The 15,956-nt window shown below is 56.7% G+C and carries 14 protein-coding genes; 8 read left to right on the top strand and 6 right to left on the bottom strand.

Annotation, left to right across the window (positions count from 1 at the left end):
• The first annotated feature begins 1 nt into the window (after position 1).
• From AAC637_RS01815 to AAC637_RS01795, 5 genes are read left to right on the top strand one after another with little or no spacing between them, the layout of a single operon-like run.
• Positions 2 to 2,155, top strand: a complete 2,154-nt coding sequence (locus AAC637_RS01815) for an FAD-dependent oxidoreductase (RefSeq protein ID WP_340302065.1) — start codon at positions 2 to 4, stop codon at positions 2,153 to 2,155.
• Positions 2,152 to 2,769, top strand: a complete 618-nt coding sequence (locus AAC637_RS01810) for a CDP-alcohol phosphatidyltransferase family protein (RefSeq protein ID WP_340302064.1) — start codon at positions 2,152 to 2,154, stop codon at positions 2,767 to 2,769. The genes AAC637_RS01815 and AAC637_RS01810 overlap by 4 nt, the downstream gene beginning before the upstream one ends.
• Before the next feature lie 12 nt (positions 2,770 to 2,781).
• The gene (locus AAC637_RS01805) at positions 2,782 to 3,969 is read left to right on the top strand and encodes an ABC transporter substrate-binding protein (RefSeq protein WP_340302063.1); all 1,188 of its coding nucleotides are present in this window, start codon (positions 2,782 to 2,784) and stop codon (positions 3,967 to 3,969) included.
• Positions 3,969 to 5,639, top strand: coding sequence for an ABC transporter permease (locus tag AAC637_RS01800; protein ID WP_340302062.1), 1,671 nt, complete (start codon positions 3,969 to 3,971; stop codon positions 5,637 to 5,639). Before AAC637_RS01805 ends, AAC637_RS01800 begins: the two co-directional genes overlap by 1 nt.
• Entirely contained in the window at positions 5,636 to 6,271 is a 636-nt protein-coding gene (locus tag AAC637_RS01795) for an ATP-binding cassette domain-containing protein (RefSeq protein WP_340302061.1), read from the top strand. The genes AAC637_RS01800 and AAC637_RS01795 overlap by 4 nt, the downstream gene beginning before the upstream one ends.
• Here the strand turns inward: AAC637_RS01795 and AAC637_RS01790 are convergent.
• The 6 genes from AAC637_RS01790 to iolD all read right to left on the bottom strand — a co-directional run bounded on the left by AAC637_RS01790 (position 6,268) and on the right by iolD (position 12,844).
• Positions 6,268 to 7,038 (bottom strand): ATP-binding cassette domain-containing protein, encoded by a 771-nt coding sequence (locus tag AAC637_RS01790; protein ID WP_317654704.1) that lies wholly within the window; start codon positions 7,036 to 7,038, stop codon positions 6,268 to 6,270. The two genes, AAC637_RS01795 and AAC637_RS01790, sit on opposite strands and share 4 nt — an antisense overlap.
• Before the next feature lie 2 nt (positions 7,039 to 7,040).
• On the bottom strand, positions 7,041 to 8,153 hold the full coding sequence (locus AAC637_RS01785) for an ABC transporter permease (RefSeq protein ID WP_340302060.1): 1,113 nt from the start codon (positions 8,151 to 8,153) through the stop codon (positions 7,041 to 7,043).
• Between the two features lie 86 nt (positions 8,154 to 8,239).
• A complete protein-coding gene (locus AAC637_RS01780; protein WP_340302059.1) occupies positions 8,240 to 9,151 on the bottom strand; it encodes a sugar ABC transporter substrate-binding protein in 912 nt (303 codons plus the stop codon).
• Between the two features lie 101 nt (positions 9,152 to 9,252).
• A complete protein-coding gene (locus AAC637_RS01775) occupies positions 9,253 to 10,068 on the bottom strand; it encodes an SDR family oxidoreductase (RefSeq protein ID WP_340302058.1) in 816 nt (271 codons plus the stop codon).
• Entirely contained in the window at positions 10,065 to 10,961 is an 897-nt protein-coding gene (gene iolE, locus AAC637_RS01770; protein WP_340302057.1) for a myo-inosose-2 dehydratase, read from the bottom strand. The genes AAC637_RS01775 and iolE overlap by 4 nt, the downstream gene beginning before the upstream one ends.
• Before the next feature lie 5 nt (positions 10,962 to 10,966).
• A complete protein-coding gene (gene iolD, locus AAC637_RS01765) occupies positions 10,967 to 12,844 on the bottom strand; it encodes a 3D-(3,5/4)-trihydroxycyclohexane-1,2-dione acylhydrolase (decyclizing) (RefSeq protein WP_340302056.1) in 1,878 nt (625 codons plus the stop codon).
• Positions 12,845 to 13,032: 188 nt separating this feature from the next.
• On the opposite strand from iolD, the gene AAC637_RS01760 reads away from it, so the two are divergent.
• The 3 genes from AAC637_RS01760 to AAC637_RS01750 are packed head-to-tail and all read left to right on the top strand — an operon-like array spanning position 13,033 to position 15,948.
• Positions 13,033 to 13,854 (top strand): HpcH/HpaI aldolase family protein, encoded by an 822-nt coding sequence (locus tag AAC637_RS01760; protein WP_340302055.1) that lies wholly within the window; start codon positions 13,033 to 13,035, stop codon positions 13,852 to 13,854.
• The gene (locus tag AAC637_RS01755) at positions 13,854 to 14,837 is read left to right on the top strand and encodes a hydroxyacid dehydrogenase (protein ID WP_340302054.1); all 984 of its coding nucleotides are present in this window, start codon (positions 13,854 to 13,856) and stop codon (positions 14,835 to 14,837) included. Before AAC637_RS01760 ends, AAC637_RS01755 begins: the two co-directional genes overlap by 1 nt.
• Entirely contained in the window at positions 14,827 to 15,948 is a 1,122-nt protein-coding gene (locus AAC637_RS01750) for a Gfo/Idh/MocA family protein (RefSeq protein WP_340302053.1), read from the top strand. The genes AAC637_RS01755 and AAC637_RS01750 overlap by 11 nt, the downstream gene beginning before the upstream one ends.
• Positions 15,949 to 15,956: the final 8 nt, after the last annotated feature.

Genomic DNA, 15,956 nt, shown 5'->3' with positions numbered 1-15,956 from the left:
GATGAAAAAACGCGCTATAGCCGCATTTTTGGTGGTGCTGATTGTCTTAGGGTTTTGGGCTCTATCCGCGCTTGATTTATCCCTTGAGGGGCTGCGCGGCTTTGTGGATGACGCGCAAATGTGGCGCGACCAAAATGTAGGGCTTTTATGGGGCCTCTATTTCCTGATCTATGCGGCGGTCACCGCGCTGTCTTTGCCCTTGGCGGTTTGGATGACCTTAGGGGCTGGCGCAATTTTCGGCTTTTGGTCGGCGCTGTTGATGGTGTCCTTTGCCGCATCCCTTGGGGCGACCTTGGCCTTTCTCACCGCCCGCTATCTAGCGCGGCATTGGGTAATGGCCCGATTTGGCGCGCGGCTTGAGGGCGTCAATCGCGGGCTTGCACAAGATGGGGCCTTTTACCTCTTTACCTTGCGCCTTGTGCCGATTGTGCCCTTTTTCGTAGTTAATCTAGTGATGGGCCTATCGCCGATGAAGGCCTTGACCTTTTACGGGGTAAGCCAAGTGGGGATGCTTGCAGGAACGGCCGTTTATGTGAACGCAGGGACGCAATTGGCAACGATCACAGCCGTTGCTGATATTCTGTCGCCCGCGCTGATCGGGTCTTTTGCAGCGCTTGGCCTTTTTCCATGGATTGCAAAATTTGCGATTGCGCGCATCAAACGCTATCGCGCCTATCGCCCCTATACGTGCCCTGCCCGTTTTGATCACAATCTGATCGTGATTGGCGCAGGCGCAGCTGGTCTTGTTTCGGCCTATATCGCCGCTGCACTCAAGGCCAAGGTCACCTTGGTTGAGGCCGGAGAAATGGGGGGGGATTGCCTCAATTTTGGCTGCGTCCCCTCAAAGGCGTTGATCAAATCCGCCAAGCGCGCCCATGACATTGCCCATGCCGAGGAATACGGCCTCATCGCAGCGCCCCCCAAGGTGGATTTCCCGCGCATCATGGCCCGCATTCATAAGGTGATTGAAACCATCGCGCCCCATGACAGCGTAGAGCGTTACGAGGGTTTGGGGGTTGAAGTGATCAAAGGCTATGCCCGCATCCGTGACCCTTGGCATGTAGAGATCACCCAAAATGATGGCAGCGTCACGACCTTATCCACCCGCGCGATCATCGTGGCCACGGGCGCATCCCCGACCATCCCCCCCATTACGGGCCTGTCCGATGTGCCCTATCTGACCTCTGACACATTATGGTCAGAGATGAAAACCCGTGAAACCGCCCCACAATCCATGGTGGTTTTAGGGGGCGGGCCGATTGGCTGCGAATTGGCGCAAAGTTTCGCACGGCTTGGAGTTCAGGTCACGCAAATCGAACGCGCGCCACGGCTTTTGGCGCGCGAGGATGAGGAGGTCAGCGCCGCCCTTCTTGCCGCGATAGAGGGCGATGGGGTTGCCGTCAAAACAGGCTACGCAGCGCAATCCGTGAGCCGTGCGGGTGATCAGATTGCCGTGGAGATCGAAGGGCCAGAGGGCCGTGAGGTGATCCTGGCCGATGATCTTTTGGTGGCAGTCGGGCGCAGCCCACGCCTGACGGGGTTTGGCCTTGAGGAATTGGGGATTGTCACAGATCGCAAGGTCGACACGAATGACTATTTGCAAACCCTTCTCCCCAATATCCTCGCCGCTGGCGATGTCGCAGGCTCTTATCAATTCACCCATACGGCAAGCCACGAGGCCTATTACGCCGCCGTAAACGCGCTGTTTGGGGATATTAAGCGCAGCAAAGCCGATTATCGCACCATTCCTTTTGCAATTTTTACCGATCCCGAAATCGCCCGCGTTGGCCTTTCTGAAAGTGAGGCCCGAACCAAGGGCGTGGCCTATGAGGTCACGCGCTATGATCTCGATGATCTTGACCGCGCCATTGCCGATGGCACCACAAAGGGGTTTGTAAAGGTGCTGACCGCAAAAGGCAGTGATTGCATTCTTGGGGCCACAATCATCGGGGCCGAGGCGGGAAATCTCTTGGCCGAATTCACCTTGGCCATGAAACACGGGCTTGGGCTGAACAAAATCTTGGGCACCATTCACATTTATCCAACCCTCGCAGAGGCTAATAAATATGTCGCGGGGAATTGGCGCAAAGCACGCGTGAACCCCCGCGCCCTTGCGCTGCTGCAGCGGTTTCACGCCTGGAGGCTCGGAAAATGATCGATGCCCGCCTATTGCCCCTGCAACGCCGCCTGACCCGCCCCTTTGCCGAAGCTTTGTATAAGGCCGGTATAAGTGCAGATCAGATCAGTTTGTTTGGCTTTGCTCTGGGGCTGTGCGCCCTGCCTGCGCTTGCCATGGGGCACTTTGGGCTGAGTCTTATGTTCATCCTGCTCAACCGCCTTTGTGACGGGTTGGATGGGGCTGTGGCGCGGATCGCAGGGCCAACAGATCGGGGCGCGTTTTTGGATATCGCGCTTGATTTTCTCTTTTACGCGAGCATCCCAATTGGGTTTGCGCTCTTCGATCCGACCCGCAACGCCCTTCCTGCTGCGCTCTTACTGGCGAGTTTCATTGGCACGGGCGTTTCATTTATGGCTTATGCGGTGATTGCCGCGAAACGCGGGTTGCACTCTTCAGCCTTCCCGCAAAAAGGGTTCTATTATTTGGGCGGCCTGACCGAAGGGGCCGAAACAATTGCCGCATTTGTGATCTTTTGTCTTTTCCCGATGGCCTTCCCTGCCTTTGCGTTTATTTTTGCAGCGGCCTGCGCCATTACAACACTCACCCGCCTCATCGCGGCATGGGTGGCTTTTTCACCGAACACGCATTGAGAGAGAGACCTCATGATCAAACGCCTTTTGCCGATACTGGCTCTGATGATGGCCACACAAACCCATGCGCAAACATGGCAAGACACAGTGGATGCCGCGCGCGGGCAGACTGTGTATTGGCATGCTTGGGGCGGTGATCCACGCACGAACAAATATATTGATTGGGTCGATGCGCAGATGCAGGCGCGGTTTGGTATTGCGGTCGAGCATGTGCCGTTAACCGACACGGCCGAGGCCGTGACAAGGGTTCTCTCAGAACGTGCCGCAGGTCAGAACACGGGCGGTGCGGTTGATCTGATCTGGATCAACGGCCCAAATTTTCTAGCGATGAAAGAGCAAGATTTGCTGTTTGGCCCCTTTGTTCAACGCCTGCCAAATGCGCGCTTTGTTGACCTGTCGCCTGATGCACCTGCATCGGTTGATTTTACCGTTCCCGTTGATGGGCTAGAGGCCCCATGGCGCTTGGCCAAATTTGTGTTCATCCATGACAGCGCCCGCGTCCCGAACCCGCCTCAATCTATGGGCGAATTGCTTGATTGGGCGCGTGACAATCCCGGCCGCTTTACCCATCCCGATCCTGCCAATTTTATGGGGGCCAGTTTTCTAAAACAGGCTTTGATCAGTTTGGTTGATACCCCCGCCATCCTGCAAAACCCTGTGAGCGAGGCGGATTATGCCGCCCTCACTGCCCCCCTTTGGACATGGTATGATGCCTTGCGCCCCTTGATGTGGCGGGAGGGTGAAACATTCCCTGAAAACGAGTCGATCCAAGCGCGCCTTTTGAACGATGGCGAAATCGATATCACCATGTCCTTTGACCCAAGCTATTCGGCAGCGGCCATCAATTTGGGGCTTTTGCCCGACACGGCCCGCGTTTTCGTGCCCGAGGGGGGAACACTTGGAAATATCAGTTTTGTGGCGATCCCCTATAACGCGACCCATGTTGAGGGGGCGCAGGTTGTGGCAGATTTCCTGCTATCGCCCGAAGCGCAGGCGCATATGCAAAATATCGACAATCTCGGCGCGTTTTCCGTGCTTGACCCCGCGCTGATGGATGCGGAAGCGGCAGCGTTTTTTGCAGACCTTCCGCAAAGCCCCGCCTTGCCCGAATTGGCCGATCTGGGGCCAACCTTGCTTGAACCCCATGCCAGCTGGATGACCGCCATCGCCGAAGATTGGGCGGCGCGCTACGCACGCTGATGGGGCGTGGCGCATCTATCGGTGTGTTCAGCGCGGCGGCGGCCTTGGTCTTGGCCCCGATTGTCGCGGGCTTTGCCATTGGCCTTGCGGCCAGTTTGGGCTTTTTCCCCGCGATTGGCGCGGATCACCTGACATTTGTGCCCTATCACCGCTTGATGGCGGTGCCCGAGTTTTGGGGCGCGCTTGGTCTGTCGCTGCAAACAGGGGGGGTGGCCACGGCCCTGTCGCTGTTGCTTGCGCTGATCTTCGTGGCGCAAGGCGGCGGGGAAAGCCGTATCTTAGCCCCGCTATTGGCCATTCCCCACGCCGCAATCGCCCTTGGCCTTGCATTTTTGATTGCGCCTTCGGGGTGGATTATGCGCGCGCTTGCGCCCCTTTTGGGCTTTGAGCGCCCCCCAGATCTGGCCTTGGTGAATGATCCTGCGGGATTTGCGCTGATCCTTGGCTTAGTGATCAAAGAAACCCCCTTTTTGGTCATCGCTATCGCCAGTGCCATGGCGCAATTGCCCGTGACCCGCACGCGCCAAATCGGGGCAAGCCTTGGCTATGGCACGCTGCGCATTTGGGCGCTGCTGATCTTGCCGCGGCTTTACCCGCTGATCAGACTGCCTGTGATGGTGGTGTTGGCTTACGGGCTATCTGTGGTGGATATGGCCTTGATCTTGGGGCCGAATGCGCCGCCAACCTTCGCCGTCTTGGTCACGCGCCTGTTCATCGCGCCTGATTTGACGCTGCTTTTGCCCGCATTTGCGGGGGCTATGGTTCAAATCGCACTGATTGCCTTGGCCTGTCTCAGCCTATGGTTATGTGAGCGCGGCATGATGCGACTTGCCAAGGCCGAGGCGCGCATGGGGCGGCGTGGGGGAACGCGGATACCCCTGTCATGGATCACGCCCCTGCCGCGCGGGATCATGGGGTTGGGTCTGCTCGGCATTGTGGGCTTGCTTTTGTGGTCAATCACATGGCGGTGGGTTTGGCCTGATGTTTTTCCACAATCCCTATCCCTCAGGGCATGGCAAAGCGGCGATTGGGGTGCGCCCCTTCATACAAGCCTTGAGATTGCAGTGATCAATCTGACAATCGCAACACCGCTTGCGCTTCTGACACTCGAGGCGGTGGAGCATTTGCCCAACAAATTGGCAAAACCTATCCTTTTGCCGCTGATCTACACCCCGCTGTTGATGCCCCAAATTGGGTTTCTTTATGGGGTGAATATTGCCGCGCTGAAACTTGGCATCACGGCAGGGGTGGCGCCCGTGATTTGGGCGCATCTTTTATTCGTTTACCCCTATATTTTGTTGATGCTGCTCGATCCGTGGCGCGCAATAGATCGCAGGGTTTTACAGGCGGCAGCCGCACTTGGCGCAGGGCCGTGGCGGCGGTTTTTCGCTGTGAAACTTCCCTTGATGCTACGGGCCATCATGGTGGCCATCGCAGTTGGCTTTGCCGTTTCCATTGCGCAATACCTGCCGACCCTCTTTGTGGGCGGCGGCAGGGTTGCTACGATCACCACTGAGGCGGTCACGTTCGCCTCAGGCGGGGATCGCAGGATCACAGGGGTTTATGGCAGCCTTCAGGCCGCGCTGCCCCTGTTGGTCTATCTGCTGGCCTTCTTGACCCCGCGCTATGTTTGGCGCAACAGACGCGCGATGCAAGCGAGGGTGACATGAGCCTAGAGATCACAGAACTAAGCCTCAGCATTGGAGAACGGAGGCTGTTTCAGCCCCTTAGCCTGAGTGTTGCGCGTGGTGAGGTTGCCACGATTATGGGGCCATCTGGCATCGGAAAATCCACCCTTTTGGCGGCGATCGCAGGCCATCTTGACCCGTCCGTCACGGCGACTGGTCATATGACCCTTGAGGGGCAAGACCTAGCTTCCCTTGCCCCCGAAACACGCGGGGTGGGCATGATTTTTCAAGATCCGTGCCTTTTTCCCCATCTCAGCCTTGGTGACAATCTTGCCTTTGGTCTGCGGGCAAGCGCCGACCGCGCGGCGCGCCGCGCAGGCATAGAGGCAGCCCTTGAGACAGCAGGCCTTGCGGACCTCTATGAGGCTGACCCAGACACCCTTTCAGGCGGCCAAAAATCCCGTGCCAGCCTGATGCGCAGCCTCTTGGCAGAGCCGCGCGCGCTGTTGATGGACGAGCCTTTTTCGGCCTTGGACATGGAATTGCGAGATGAGATGCGCCGCTTTGTTTTTGCACATATTCGCGCGCGCAATATTCCTACGGTTTTGGTCACACATGACCCCGCGGATGCAGAGGCCGCGAACGGCCCCTGCTGTCAGTTACAGCGAGATTAGATCACGTCTAGCTCTGCCTTGAGGTCGCCCATCTCTGCGCCCCCTGACATCAAGCGGCGCATTTCCTTGTCACCGATCTCGGTAGCGGTGCCCGCCCCAATCGTTTTACCAAGCGCAAGGAACGTGTAGCGATCCCCCACCAGACGCGAATGGATTTCGTTATGCGTGATGAAAATAATCGCAATATCCCCGCGTGCGCGGACGCGTTTGATTGTTTTCAAAACACCCATCTGCTGACGCTGACCAAGCGCTGATGTTGGTTCATCCAAGATCAGAACCTTAGCCCCGAAATAAATCGCGCGCGCAATCGCCAATGTCTGACGCTGACCGCCTGACATTGTACCAACCGCCTGCGTGGGGTCAGAGAAATCAATACCGATTTTCAGCATCTCATCATGCGCAATCTTGTTCATTTCATTCATGCGCAAGCTGCCAAGGGGCCCGGTCAATTCACGACCCATAAAGAAATTACGGGTGACGCTCATCAACGGGTTCAGGGCCAAATCTTGATACACTGTGCCAATGCCAGCCGCAGAGGCATCCCGTGGCGAGCGGAAGGTAACAGGTTTGCCTTCGATATAGATTTTGCCTTCGGTGGGTTGGTGGACACCAGCAAGGGTTTTGATCAGGGTCGATTTACCCGCCCCGTTATCCCCCAACAGGCAATGCACCTCACCTGGAAAGACCTCAAGGTCAACGCCACCAAGGGCTGTGAAAGGGCCAAAGCGTTTGACCAGGTTTTCTACGCGAAGATATGGTTCGGCCATGGTTAAATCCCTCCCGTGATACGCTTGCGGATACGCTCATTGGCGAAAACCGCAGCAAGCAGGATGCCGCCAAGGAAAACGCGGAACCATGCGCCATCGATAGCAGGAATGAAGAACACCGCATTCGCCACAAGGCCAACGGTGATCGCCCCAAAGACCACGCCAAGGATGGATCCAAAGCCGCCCGTCATCAGCGTGCCACCCACAACCGCGATGGCAATCGCGAACAATTCCATCAAATTGCCTTTGGCGGCATCTGATGTGTTGGTGTCATACACCTGGCATGCGGCAAACATCGTGGCGCAAAAGGCAGTGAACATGAACAGGCCCACTTTAACCTTGTCGACTGGCACACCATTGGCGCGCGCGGCATCTTTATTGTCGCCTGTCGCATAAATCCAGTTGCCGATTTGGGTGCGGCTGAGCACGAAATAGGCCACGCCCGCGATCACAATCCACCAGAAAAACCGAGCGTCAAACCCGTGAACCCATTGTTCGCCATTGCGGTTAAGATTTCCGCCAAGCGCGAACCAAATATCATAGAACCACCCGAAAACCTCGCCGCCCATGATGTCGGCGAACCAGCTTTCCAGTTTGAAATCTTGCAAACCCGAGATTTGGGTCGATTGGTTGATCAAGCGGAAGCAAACTTCGGTAACCCCGCGCAAGAAAAACAAAAACGCCAAGGTCACAATGAAGCTCGAGAGGCCAGATCGCACAACGATCATGCCAATCACCCAACCGATCCCCAATGTCATCGCAAGGGTGATGAAAAACGCTGCGGCAGGGGTTGCTTCGCCCAGACCAAAGGGCAAACCCCATTTCAGCATCATCGCCATCGACATGCCCGCAAAGCCAATCATCGAACCGATTGACAGGTCAAATTCGCCTGCAATCATCAACACAGCGGCCCCTGTGGCAATGATCCCATATTGGGCAATAATCGCGATGTTATTTTTCAGGCCCAAGGGGTTAAACGCCTTACCATCCGAGGCAATCGCCAAGGCCACAATGATGATAATCATCACCACGAAAGAGCCGATCTCGGGACGGCGTAAGATTTTTTGAAAGGCAGTTTCTTGTTGAAGCCTGTTCGCTTCGCTTCGATCGGCCATATCTCACATCCTGTTTTTATCTGGATTTTGAGGGTGAAAACAGGCGGGAAATCCCGCCTGTTTCGAGTCTCGACTGATCACAAAACTTAGCGATCGATGCCTGCGAGTGCAGAAACCGATGCCGCGTTGGATGCATCCACAAAGCCTGGGCCAGATGGGATGTTCGCACCAGGCAACAGGCCTGCGCCTGTGTTGTAGAGGTGCAGAACGATCACAGGCATGTAGCCCTGCAGACGCTGCTGCTGATCGATTGTGAAGGCCGCATCGCCTGCTTGGATCATGTCCATCACGCCAGGGGAAAGGTCGAAACATGCCAAATGCACGTCTGCGCCAACTTCCTTGATCGCGCGGTTTGCCGCTTCACAGACATGTGGGCCAACAGCCAAAACGCCATCGATGGATGCGTCTGCCTGCAGCGCCGCTGCGGTGCGGGTTTCGATCTGTGCAGGGTCGTTTGACACGTCAATCATGTTCAAATCGCCACCAACACCTTCAAAATAGCCTGTGCAACGATCCACAAGCGCAGTGTTGAACGCTTCTTGGTTCAAGCAAAGCCCGTTGGTCACGCCTTCTGCTGCGGCGCGCTCACCGGCCTTTTGACCTGCCAAACGCTCTGGCTGACCTACGTGCATCAATGCACCCAGCTCTGCAGATGCTTCGAGGCCTGAGTTCATGGTGATCACAGGGATACCATCGGCAACAGCGGAACGAATTGCTGGCCCGAGCGCGTCTGCGTCAGGCAGCGATACGATGATGCCATCGGGCTGCGTTGCTGCTGCGGCTTCGATCAGCTGCGCCATTGCAGCCATGTCGCCAGATACGTCAAAGTTATATTCAAGGGTCGCACCTACAGCCTCGGCTGCATCACGGCCACCCTTTTCCACCACAGGCCAGAACGGGTCTGTGCCCTGCGTGTGAGTGATCATAACATAACGCTCAGCATGTGCCGCACCTGCCATCAAAGCAGCTGCTGCAGCGGTGAGAATAAGTTTTTTCATGGTCTTCCTCCCAAGTTATATGCTCCGAAGAGCTGTTATTCTGCGCTTATGGCAGAATTCTTTGAAACACCTATGCGCGCGCCCTCATGCTTGGCCCCTCCTCATGGCACCAATGCATGGGCAGGCGCAGGTGCCTGTCCATCGTACCCGCCCCAGACAGATTGATCGAAATGAATGACAGAGCCCGTCATCATCCCGCTATCATCTGACGCCATCCACAAAACTGCTTTTGCCACCTCCACCGGGTCAAGCAGTCTTCCATAAGGTAATTCTTTTGCGGCGCGATCAAGGGCGCCTGCATCTCCCGTCTCCGCTTCTTGCAAGGCGCGTTCGCCATCGGAATTCATCCATCCGATATCCAATTGGTTCACCCGCACCTCATTGCGCATAAGGGCAAAGCCCGCATGGCGGCTCAGCGTGGCAAGCGCACCTTTTGACACCGCGTAGGGCGCAAGAAACGGTTGCCCCACCCGCGAAGATGCAGAACCGATATTGACGATGCTGCCTTTGACACCTGCCTCTTGCATCAGCAAAACGGCGTCTTGCATCAAGAAAAACGGCGCGCGCGTGTTAACCGCAATCATCTTATCAAACAGCGCGGCGTTGGTGTTCAGCAGATTGCCACGATCGGTCATGCCTGCCGCATTGACCAAAATGTCCACGCGGCCAAATTGCGCCTTGGCTGCGGGAATAATGCCACGCACCGCGTCCAAATCTGCCAGATCCGCGCCCACAACATGACATGGGGTGCCAAATTCGTCCGCGATTTCATCGCAAACGCGCTGGCCTTTAGCGCTATCACGACCGACCAGAATAAGCCCCTCGGCTCCCGCTTGTGCGAAGACGCGCGCAATCGCGGCCCCAAGACCCTGGGTTGCGCCCGTTATGACGGCAATTTTTCCGTCAATACGGTTCATCCAATAACCTCATAATGCGCCTGCGCCATGACATCCATCAGGGTCTTATGTCCCGTGATGGCCATCTCCTTGGGAGGGTTTGGCTTGGGGTCTTGTTCGGCTTCGATCACGAACCAACCCTCATATCCATGGCCTGCAAGCGCTGAAACAATCGCATGAAAATCTAAATCCCCATCCCCTGGCACTGTGAAGGCCCCCTTAACAACAGCATCAAGAAAGCTTTCGCTGCTTCGGTCAAGGGTGTTTATCACATTTTTCCGAATATCCTTCGTATGCACATGGCTGATCCGCGTGTGATGATTGTCGATGACGCGCAGATTATCCCCGCCCGCAAAGGCCATATGCCCCGCATCAAACAGCAGCGGAACCGAGGAATGCTTCATAAACAAATCAAGCTCAGACTCGGTTTCGACCACAGCGGCCATGTGATGATGATAGGAAATCGGCATCCCTTGGGCCGCGCACCAATCGGCGAAATCCGACATCTTGCGCCCATAGGCGGCCATCTCGGCCTCGCTGATGACTGGCTTTTGCGCCAAAGGCACTTCGCGCTTGCCCTGCACAGACCGCGCTGTTTCCCCGTAGACGATGCACGGCGCGCCTGCGGCTTTGAAAAACGCCATTTGCTCTGCAATGCGATCTTTTTCGCGCTCGATATCCCCATCAAGCAATTCACCCGAAAACCATCCGCCACAAACCGATATCCGATAGCGATCCAAGATCGGGCCCAAAACCGCCATATCCATTGGAAAGCGGCGGCCTGTTTCCATGCCGCTAAACCCTGCCTCCGAGGCTTGGGCCAGACATTCCTCTAGGCTGACGTCATCTGACAATTCAGGCAGGTCGTCATTCCACCATGCAATCGGGGCAATGCCCAATTTGGCCTTCAACATGAGGTTTACACTCCAATCCGCTGTTTTTTGCGGAATTCTTCTTGTCCCTTGCGGGCAGCTTGAACGCTTTCGCGGGGGCTGACTTCGGGCACGCCGACATACCAATCCGCGCCGCCATCTGTCCAACTATAGGCATCAGAGGCGATTGAAATCACGGTTGTCGCATCGGTGGTCTGCGCCCATTCCATCGCGGCCTCTAGATCAGCAAGGCTGTCACAATGGCGCGCATAGGCCCCCATAGCCTCAGCATGTTTTGCAAAATCAACATGGCGCACATTGGCAGGGTCTTTCACGCGGCAATCCTTCAGCATGTTGTTGAACCCTGCCCCGCCCGTATTGGTCTGCAAACGATTGATCACCGCATAACCACCATTATCGCAGACGATAACAATCATCTTATGACCTGAGATCACCGAGGAATGGATATCGGAGTTCATCATCATATAAGACCCATCCCCGACCATGACGATGGGTGTGCCTTTGCTGCCTGCCATCGCCATCGCGTGGCCCCAGCCCCCTGCAACCTCATAGCCCATGCAGGAATAGCCGAATTCACAATCATAGGTGTGCGGTGCTTTGCAGCGCCAATTTTTGATCGTTTCACCGGGCAATCCGCCTGCGGCAGTCACCATCACATCTTCGGGGCGCGCCATGCGGTTCACAACACCGATGACCTGCGCATAGGATGGCACGGCCTGATTTGTGGGGGCTTGGCCCTTGTCCAAGAAATCATTCCACTCGGCATACCATTTTTGTGCCTGCGTCATACGGGCGGTAGGGGCAGACCAATCCCCCAATTGCGCATCAATATCGGTGATCGCCTCAAACGCATCCCCCACAACGGCCTGTGCGCGGTGCTTTTGCGCATCAAACCGCGCCGCGTTGATATTGATAAACCGCGCATCCTTTGGGAATGTTGTCCATGATCCTGTGGTGAAATCCTGCAAACGGGTGCCAATGGCGATCACCACATCCGCCGTTTCGGCCAATTGCCGCGCGGCCTCGGTGCCCTCAATCCCCATTGGGCCTGCATAGGCAGGGTTGTCATGCACAACGCCGCCCTTGCCGGCAATGGTTTCAGCCATCGGGATACCACGGCGCTTCGCGAAATCTGCCACCGCGGCCTCGGCCCCAGAATAGCGCACTCCACCGCCCGCAATAATAAAAGGGTTTTTCGCAGTTTTCAAAATTTCGACCGCCGCCTCGACCTGATCGCGCGAGGGGCGTGGGCGGGCGATAGTCCAAACTTTGCGCTCGAAAAACGCCTCTGGATAATCATAGGCCAATTCCTGCGTGTCCTGAGGCAGGCCAAGAAAGGCCGGCCCACAATCCGCAGGGTCTAGCATCGTGGCCACAGCCGCAGGCAAGGATTGGATAATCTGCGCGGGATGGCTGATCCGATCCCAATAGCGCGTCACAGCGCGGAAACTGTCGTTCACCGTGATGCTTGGATCCCCGAAATGCTCGACCTGCTGCAACACAGGATCGGGCAAGCGGTTTACATAAGTGTCGCCCGACAACAACAGGACAGGCAGGCGATTGGCATGCGCAACGCCCGCAGCGGTGACCATATTCGTGGCACCTGGCCCGACTGATGAGGTCGCGACCATGATCTGACGGCGTTTCTTTGCTTTGGCATAGGCAATCGCGGCCAAGGCCATGGATTGCTCATTCTGCCCGCGCCAAGTGGGAAGCTGATCTTGAACTCGCTCTAGCGCCTCGGCCAAGCAGGTTACGTTGCCGTGGCCAAAGATCCCGAACACCCCTGCAAACAGCGGCACCTCTTCGCCATCAATGATGGTGAATTGATTAACCATGTAGCGCACGATTGCCTGCGCCATAGTTAGACGCACAGTGCCGTTTGCACTTGCTCGGTTACTCATACCAGCACCCCTCCCCTGGGCTAGATTCGTCCTCACACGAAATGTATATTGACAAAAAAATTTTGATGCAACGATCATTGCAAAAACTTTTTGACGCTGCAATAGTGACGCTGAAAGATTGTGCGCTTGCTTAAGCTTTGGGCGAGAGATTCCCCCAAATCGCGACCGCAGTCATGGGGAGGTTAGAAATGAAAGCAAACAAACTCAAGGCCTTATGGCAAGGGGATCAGCCCGCGTTGAATGGGTGGTGTTCCATCGGTTCTAGCTTTACCGCCGAGATCATGGCGGCGCAGGGTTTTGACAGCATCACCATTGATATGCAGCATGGCGCGTTGGATTATGGCATGGCTTTGCCCATGGTGCAGGCCTTGCGTAATGCAGGCCCCACGATCATGGCCCGCGTACCGTGGCGTGACCCCAGTTGGATCATGAAGGCCTTGGATATGGGCGTTGAGGGGATCATCTGCCCCATGGTGAATTCTCGCGCCGAAGCAGAAGAATTCGTCAGCTACCTGCGCTACCCCCCGCATGGGCAGCGCAGCTATGGCCCGACCCGCGCGGTGATTGCCGACCCCAGTTACAACGTCAAAGGCGCGAATGCGCAGGTTCTGGCCATTGCCATGATCGAAACCGCAGCGGGCATGGAACATCTTGAGAAAATCGCAGCGACCCCTGGCCTAGACGGTATTTATGTTGGCCCTGCTGATCTGACCCTCGGCACCCAAGCGGGGCGTTTTCCCCCAGGGTTTGACCGCGAAGAACCCGAGATGATCGCGATGATTAAGGAAATCGCCGCCGTATGTCGCAAGAACAAGATCGCCGCCTGCCTGCATTGCGGCAGCCCCGCCTATGCAGCCCGCGCCATTGAGTGGGGCTATCGCCTCACCACTGTTGGGGGTGATGTGCGCTTTTTGGCGCAATCAGCCCGCGCGGCGGTCACAGGCTGGCATGAGGTTGTGGCCCGCGCCGGTGGTTCGGACAGCACAGGTGCTGGCAAAGGGGGCTATTGATGACACGGCTCTTGGTTGCAGGGGCGCTTCATCCAACGGGCGAGGCGCTGCTTGAGCGGCTTAAAACGCAGGGCGTGGATGTCACCTATGTGACCGATCCCGCACCTACGGCCTATCTGCCCTATCTGCCGCAGGCCGATGCGCTTGTGCTGCGCACACAACCCCTGACGGCTGAGATGATTGCAACTGCACCAGACCTGAAAATCGTGTCGCGCCACGGCGTGGGATATGACGCGGTGGATGTAGATGCATTGTCTGCCCGCGGGATTGGCTTGGCCGTTGTGGGGGATGTCAATTCTATCTCCGTGGCCGAGCAGGCAATGATGATGATGCTTGCTGGCGCGAAACAGGCGCTAGAGGCGCATGTCGCCACGCGTGGCAGCGAAGGGTTTGATTGGAACTGGCGTAATCTTTTGCGCGCGCGTGAAGTGTATAACAAACGCCTCTTGATCATCGGCTATGGCCGCATCGGGCGGCGTTTGGCGAAAATGGCCGATGGGTTTGGCATGCATATATTCGCCTATGATCCCTATCTTTCCCAAATGGGCGCATGGCCCGAAGGGGGCGCGCAAGAAGTGACAGATTTATCCGCAGCCTTGGCTGATGCTGATTTCATATCGGTGCATATCCCCGCCGCCAAGGGCGCGCTGTTGGATCGCGCTGCCTATGGGAAAATGAAACGCGGCGTTGTGATCTGCAACACGGCGCGCGGTGGCGTTGTCGATGAAGCGGCCCTGTTGGCGGCGCTCAAGGATGGCACGGTGGCTGCGGCAGGGTTGGATGTGTTCCAATCAGAACCCCCTGCCCTTGATAACCCGCTTTTCTCGGATCTGCGGGTGATCCTGTCGCCCCATATTGGCGGGCTGTCCAATGAGGCGGCTGAACGTATGGCCTGCGCCAGCGTGGAAAACGCGCTGAACTTCATCGAAGGCAGGATTGATCCTGCGCTCATTGTCAATCACGAGGCAATCAATGGCAGCTAAACCGAAACTTCGCATTGGCTTGATTGGATCGGGCTTTATGGGCAAAGCGCATGTTTTTGGCTTTGCCACCGCTGCGCGGGTGTTTGATTTGCCCTATACGGTGGAATTACACACGCTGGCCGATGTCACGCTTGCGGGGGCTCGGGCCGCGGCGGCTGGGTTTGGCTTTGCCCATGCCACGGATCGGTGGCAGGATTTAATCGAAAACCCCGATATAGATGTGGTCGATATCACCGCGCCAAATGCGTTGCACAAAGAAATGGCCATGGCCGCGATTGCGGCGGGCAAGCATGTCTATTGCGAGAAGCCCTTGGCCCCCTTGGCGCGTGACGCAGAGGAGATGGCCACTGCGGCAGAGGCGGCAGGGGTCAAAACCCAAGTTGGTTTCAATTATCTGTGCAACCCTATCATGGCGCTTGCCCGCGAGATGATTGCGGGCGGCGAATTGGGTGACATTCGCAGCTACCGCGGCGTGCATGCCGAGGATTATATGCGTGATGCAAACGCGCCCTATTCCTTCCGTCATGATCCTGCGGGCGGCGGGGCTTTGGCCGATATTGGCAGCCATGCCTTGGCCACGGCAGAATATCTGTTGGGGCCAATCACCCGCGTTATGGGGGATTGCGTCACCATGATTGACCACCGCAAGGATGCCACGGGATCCACCCGCAAAATTGAGGTCGATGATGTCGGGCGCGCCTTTTTGCGGTTTGAAAATGGCGCAACGGGCTCGATTGAGGCCAATTGGGTCGCCACGGGCCGCAAGATGCAGCATGATTTCGAGGTCTATGGCAGCAAGGGCGCGCTCATCTTTACGGGCGAGCGGTTCAACGAACTGCATTTCTACAACACCGATGACGCAACAGGCCGTCAGGGGTTTCGCAAAATCGAGGCCAGCCCAGATCACCCGCCCTATGGGCAATTCTGTGTGGCACCAGGCCATCAGATTGGCTTTAACGACCTCAAGGCGATTGAGATCGCAGGCTATCTTGATGCCATCGCAGATCGCGCGCCTGAACCCTTTAACTTCCGTGCGGGGTTGCGCATTCAATATCTGGTTGAAACCATTCAAGCCTCGGCCAAATCCGAGGCGTGGATCGCGACAGTCTGATCGGGAGC

The sequence above is a fragment of the Roseobacter sp. HKCCD7870 genome (genome assembly GCF_037830315.1).
GTDB lineage: Bacteria > Pseudomonadota > Alphaproteobacteria > Rhodobacterales > Rhodobacteraceae > M30B80.
The sequence above is the reverse complement of the archived record's forward strand: the minus strand, read 5'-3'. Positions and strand labels throughout refer to the sequence as shown.

What these genes read in the sequence shown, in the direction of transcription:
- AAC637_RS01815 (WP_340302065.1), top strand. Translation starts at nt 2, where the DNA reads ATGAAAAAACGCGCTATAGCCGCATTTTTGGTGGTGCTGATTGTCTTA.
- AAC637_RS01810 (WP_340302064.1), top strand. Translation starts at nt 2,152, where the DNA reads ATGATCGATGCCCGCCTATTGCCCCTGCAACGCCGCCTGACCCGCCCC.
- AAC637_RS01805 (WP_340302063.1), top strand. Translation starts at nt 2,782, where the DNA reads ATGATCAAACGCCTTTTGCCGATACTGGCTCTGATGATGGCCACACAA.
- AAC637_RS01800 (WP_340302062.1), top strand. Translation starts at nt 3,969, where the DNA reads ATGGGGCGTGGCGCATCTATCGGTGTGTTCAGCGCGGCGGCGGCCTTG.
- AAC637_RS01795 (WP_340302061.1), top strand. Translation starts at nt 5,636, where the DNA reads ATGAGCCTAGAGATCACAGAACTAAGCCTCAGCATTGGAGAACGGAGG.
- AAC637_RS01790 (WP_317654704.1), bottom strand. Translation starts at nt 7,038, where the DNA reads ATGGCCGAACCATATCTTCGCGTAGAAAACCTGGTCAAACGCTTTGGC.
- AAC637_RS01785 (WP_340302060.1), bottom strand. Translation starts at nt 8,153, where the DNA reads ATGGCCGATCGAAGCGAAGCGAACAGGCTTCAACAAGAAACTGCCTTT.
- AAC637_RS01780 (WP_340302059.1), bottom strand. Translation starts at nt 9,151, where the DNA reads ATGAAAAAACTTATTCTCACCGCTGCAGCAGCTGCTTTGATGGCAGGT.
- AAC637_RS01775 (WP_340302058.1), bottom strand. Translation starts at nt 10,068, where the DNA reads ATGAACCGTATTGACGGAAAAATTGCCGTCATAACGGGCGCAACCCAG.
- iolE (WP_340302057.1), bottom strand. Translation starts at nt 10,961, where the DNA reads ATGTTGAAGGCCAAATTGGGCATTGCCCCGATTGCATGGTGGAATGAC.
- iolD (WP_340302056.1), bottom strand. Translation starts at nt 12,844, where the DNA reads ATGAGTAACCGAGCAAGTGCAAACGGCACTGTGCGTCTAACTATGGCG.
- AAC637_RS01760 (WP_340302055.1), top strand. Translation starts at nt 13,033, where the DNA reads ATGAAAGCAAACAAACTCAAGGCCTTATGGCAAGGGGATCAGCCCGCG.
- AAC637_RS01755 (WP_340302054.1), top strand. Translation starts at nt 13,854, where the DNA reads ATGACACGGCTCTTGGTTGCAGGGGCGCTTCATCCAACGGGCGAGGCG.
- AAC637_RS01750 (WP_340302053.1), top strand. Translation starts at nt 14,827, where the DNA reads ATGGCAGCTAAACCGAAACTTCGCATTGGCTTGATTGGATCGGGCTTT.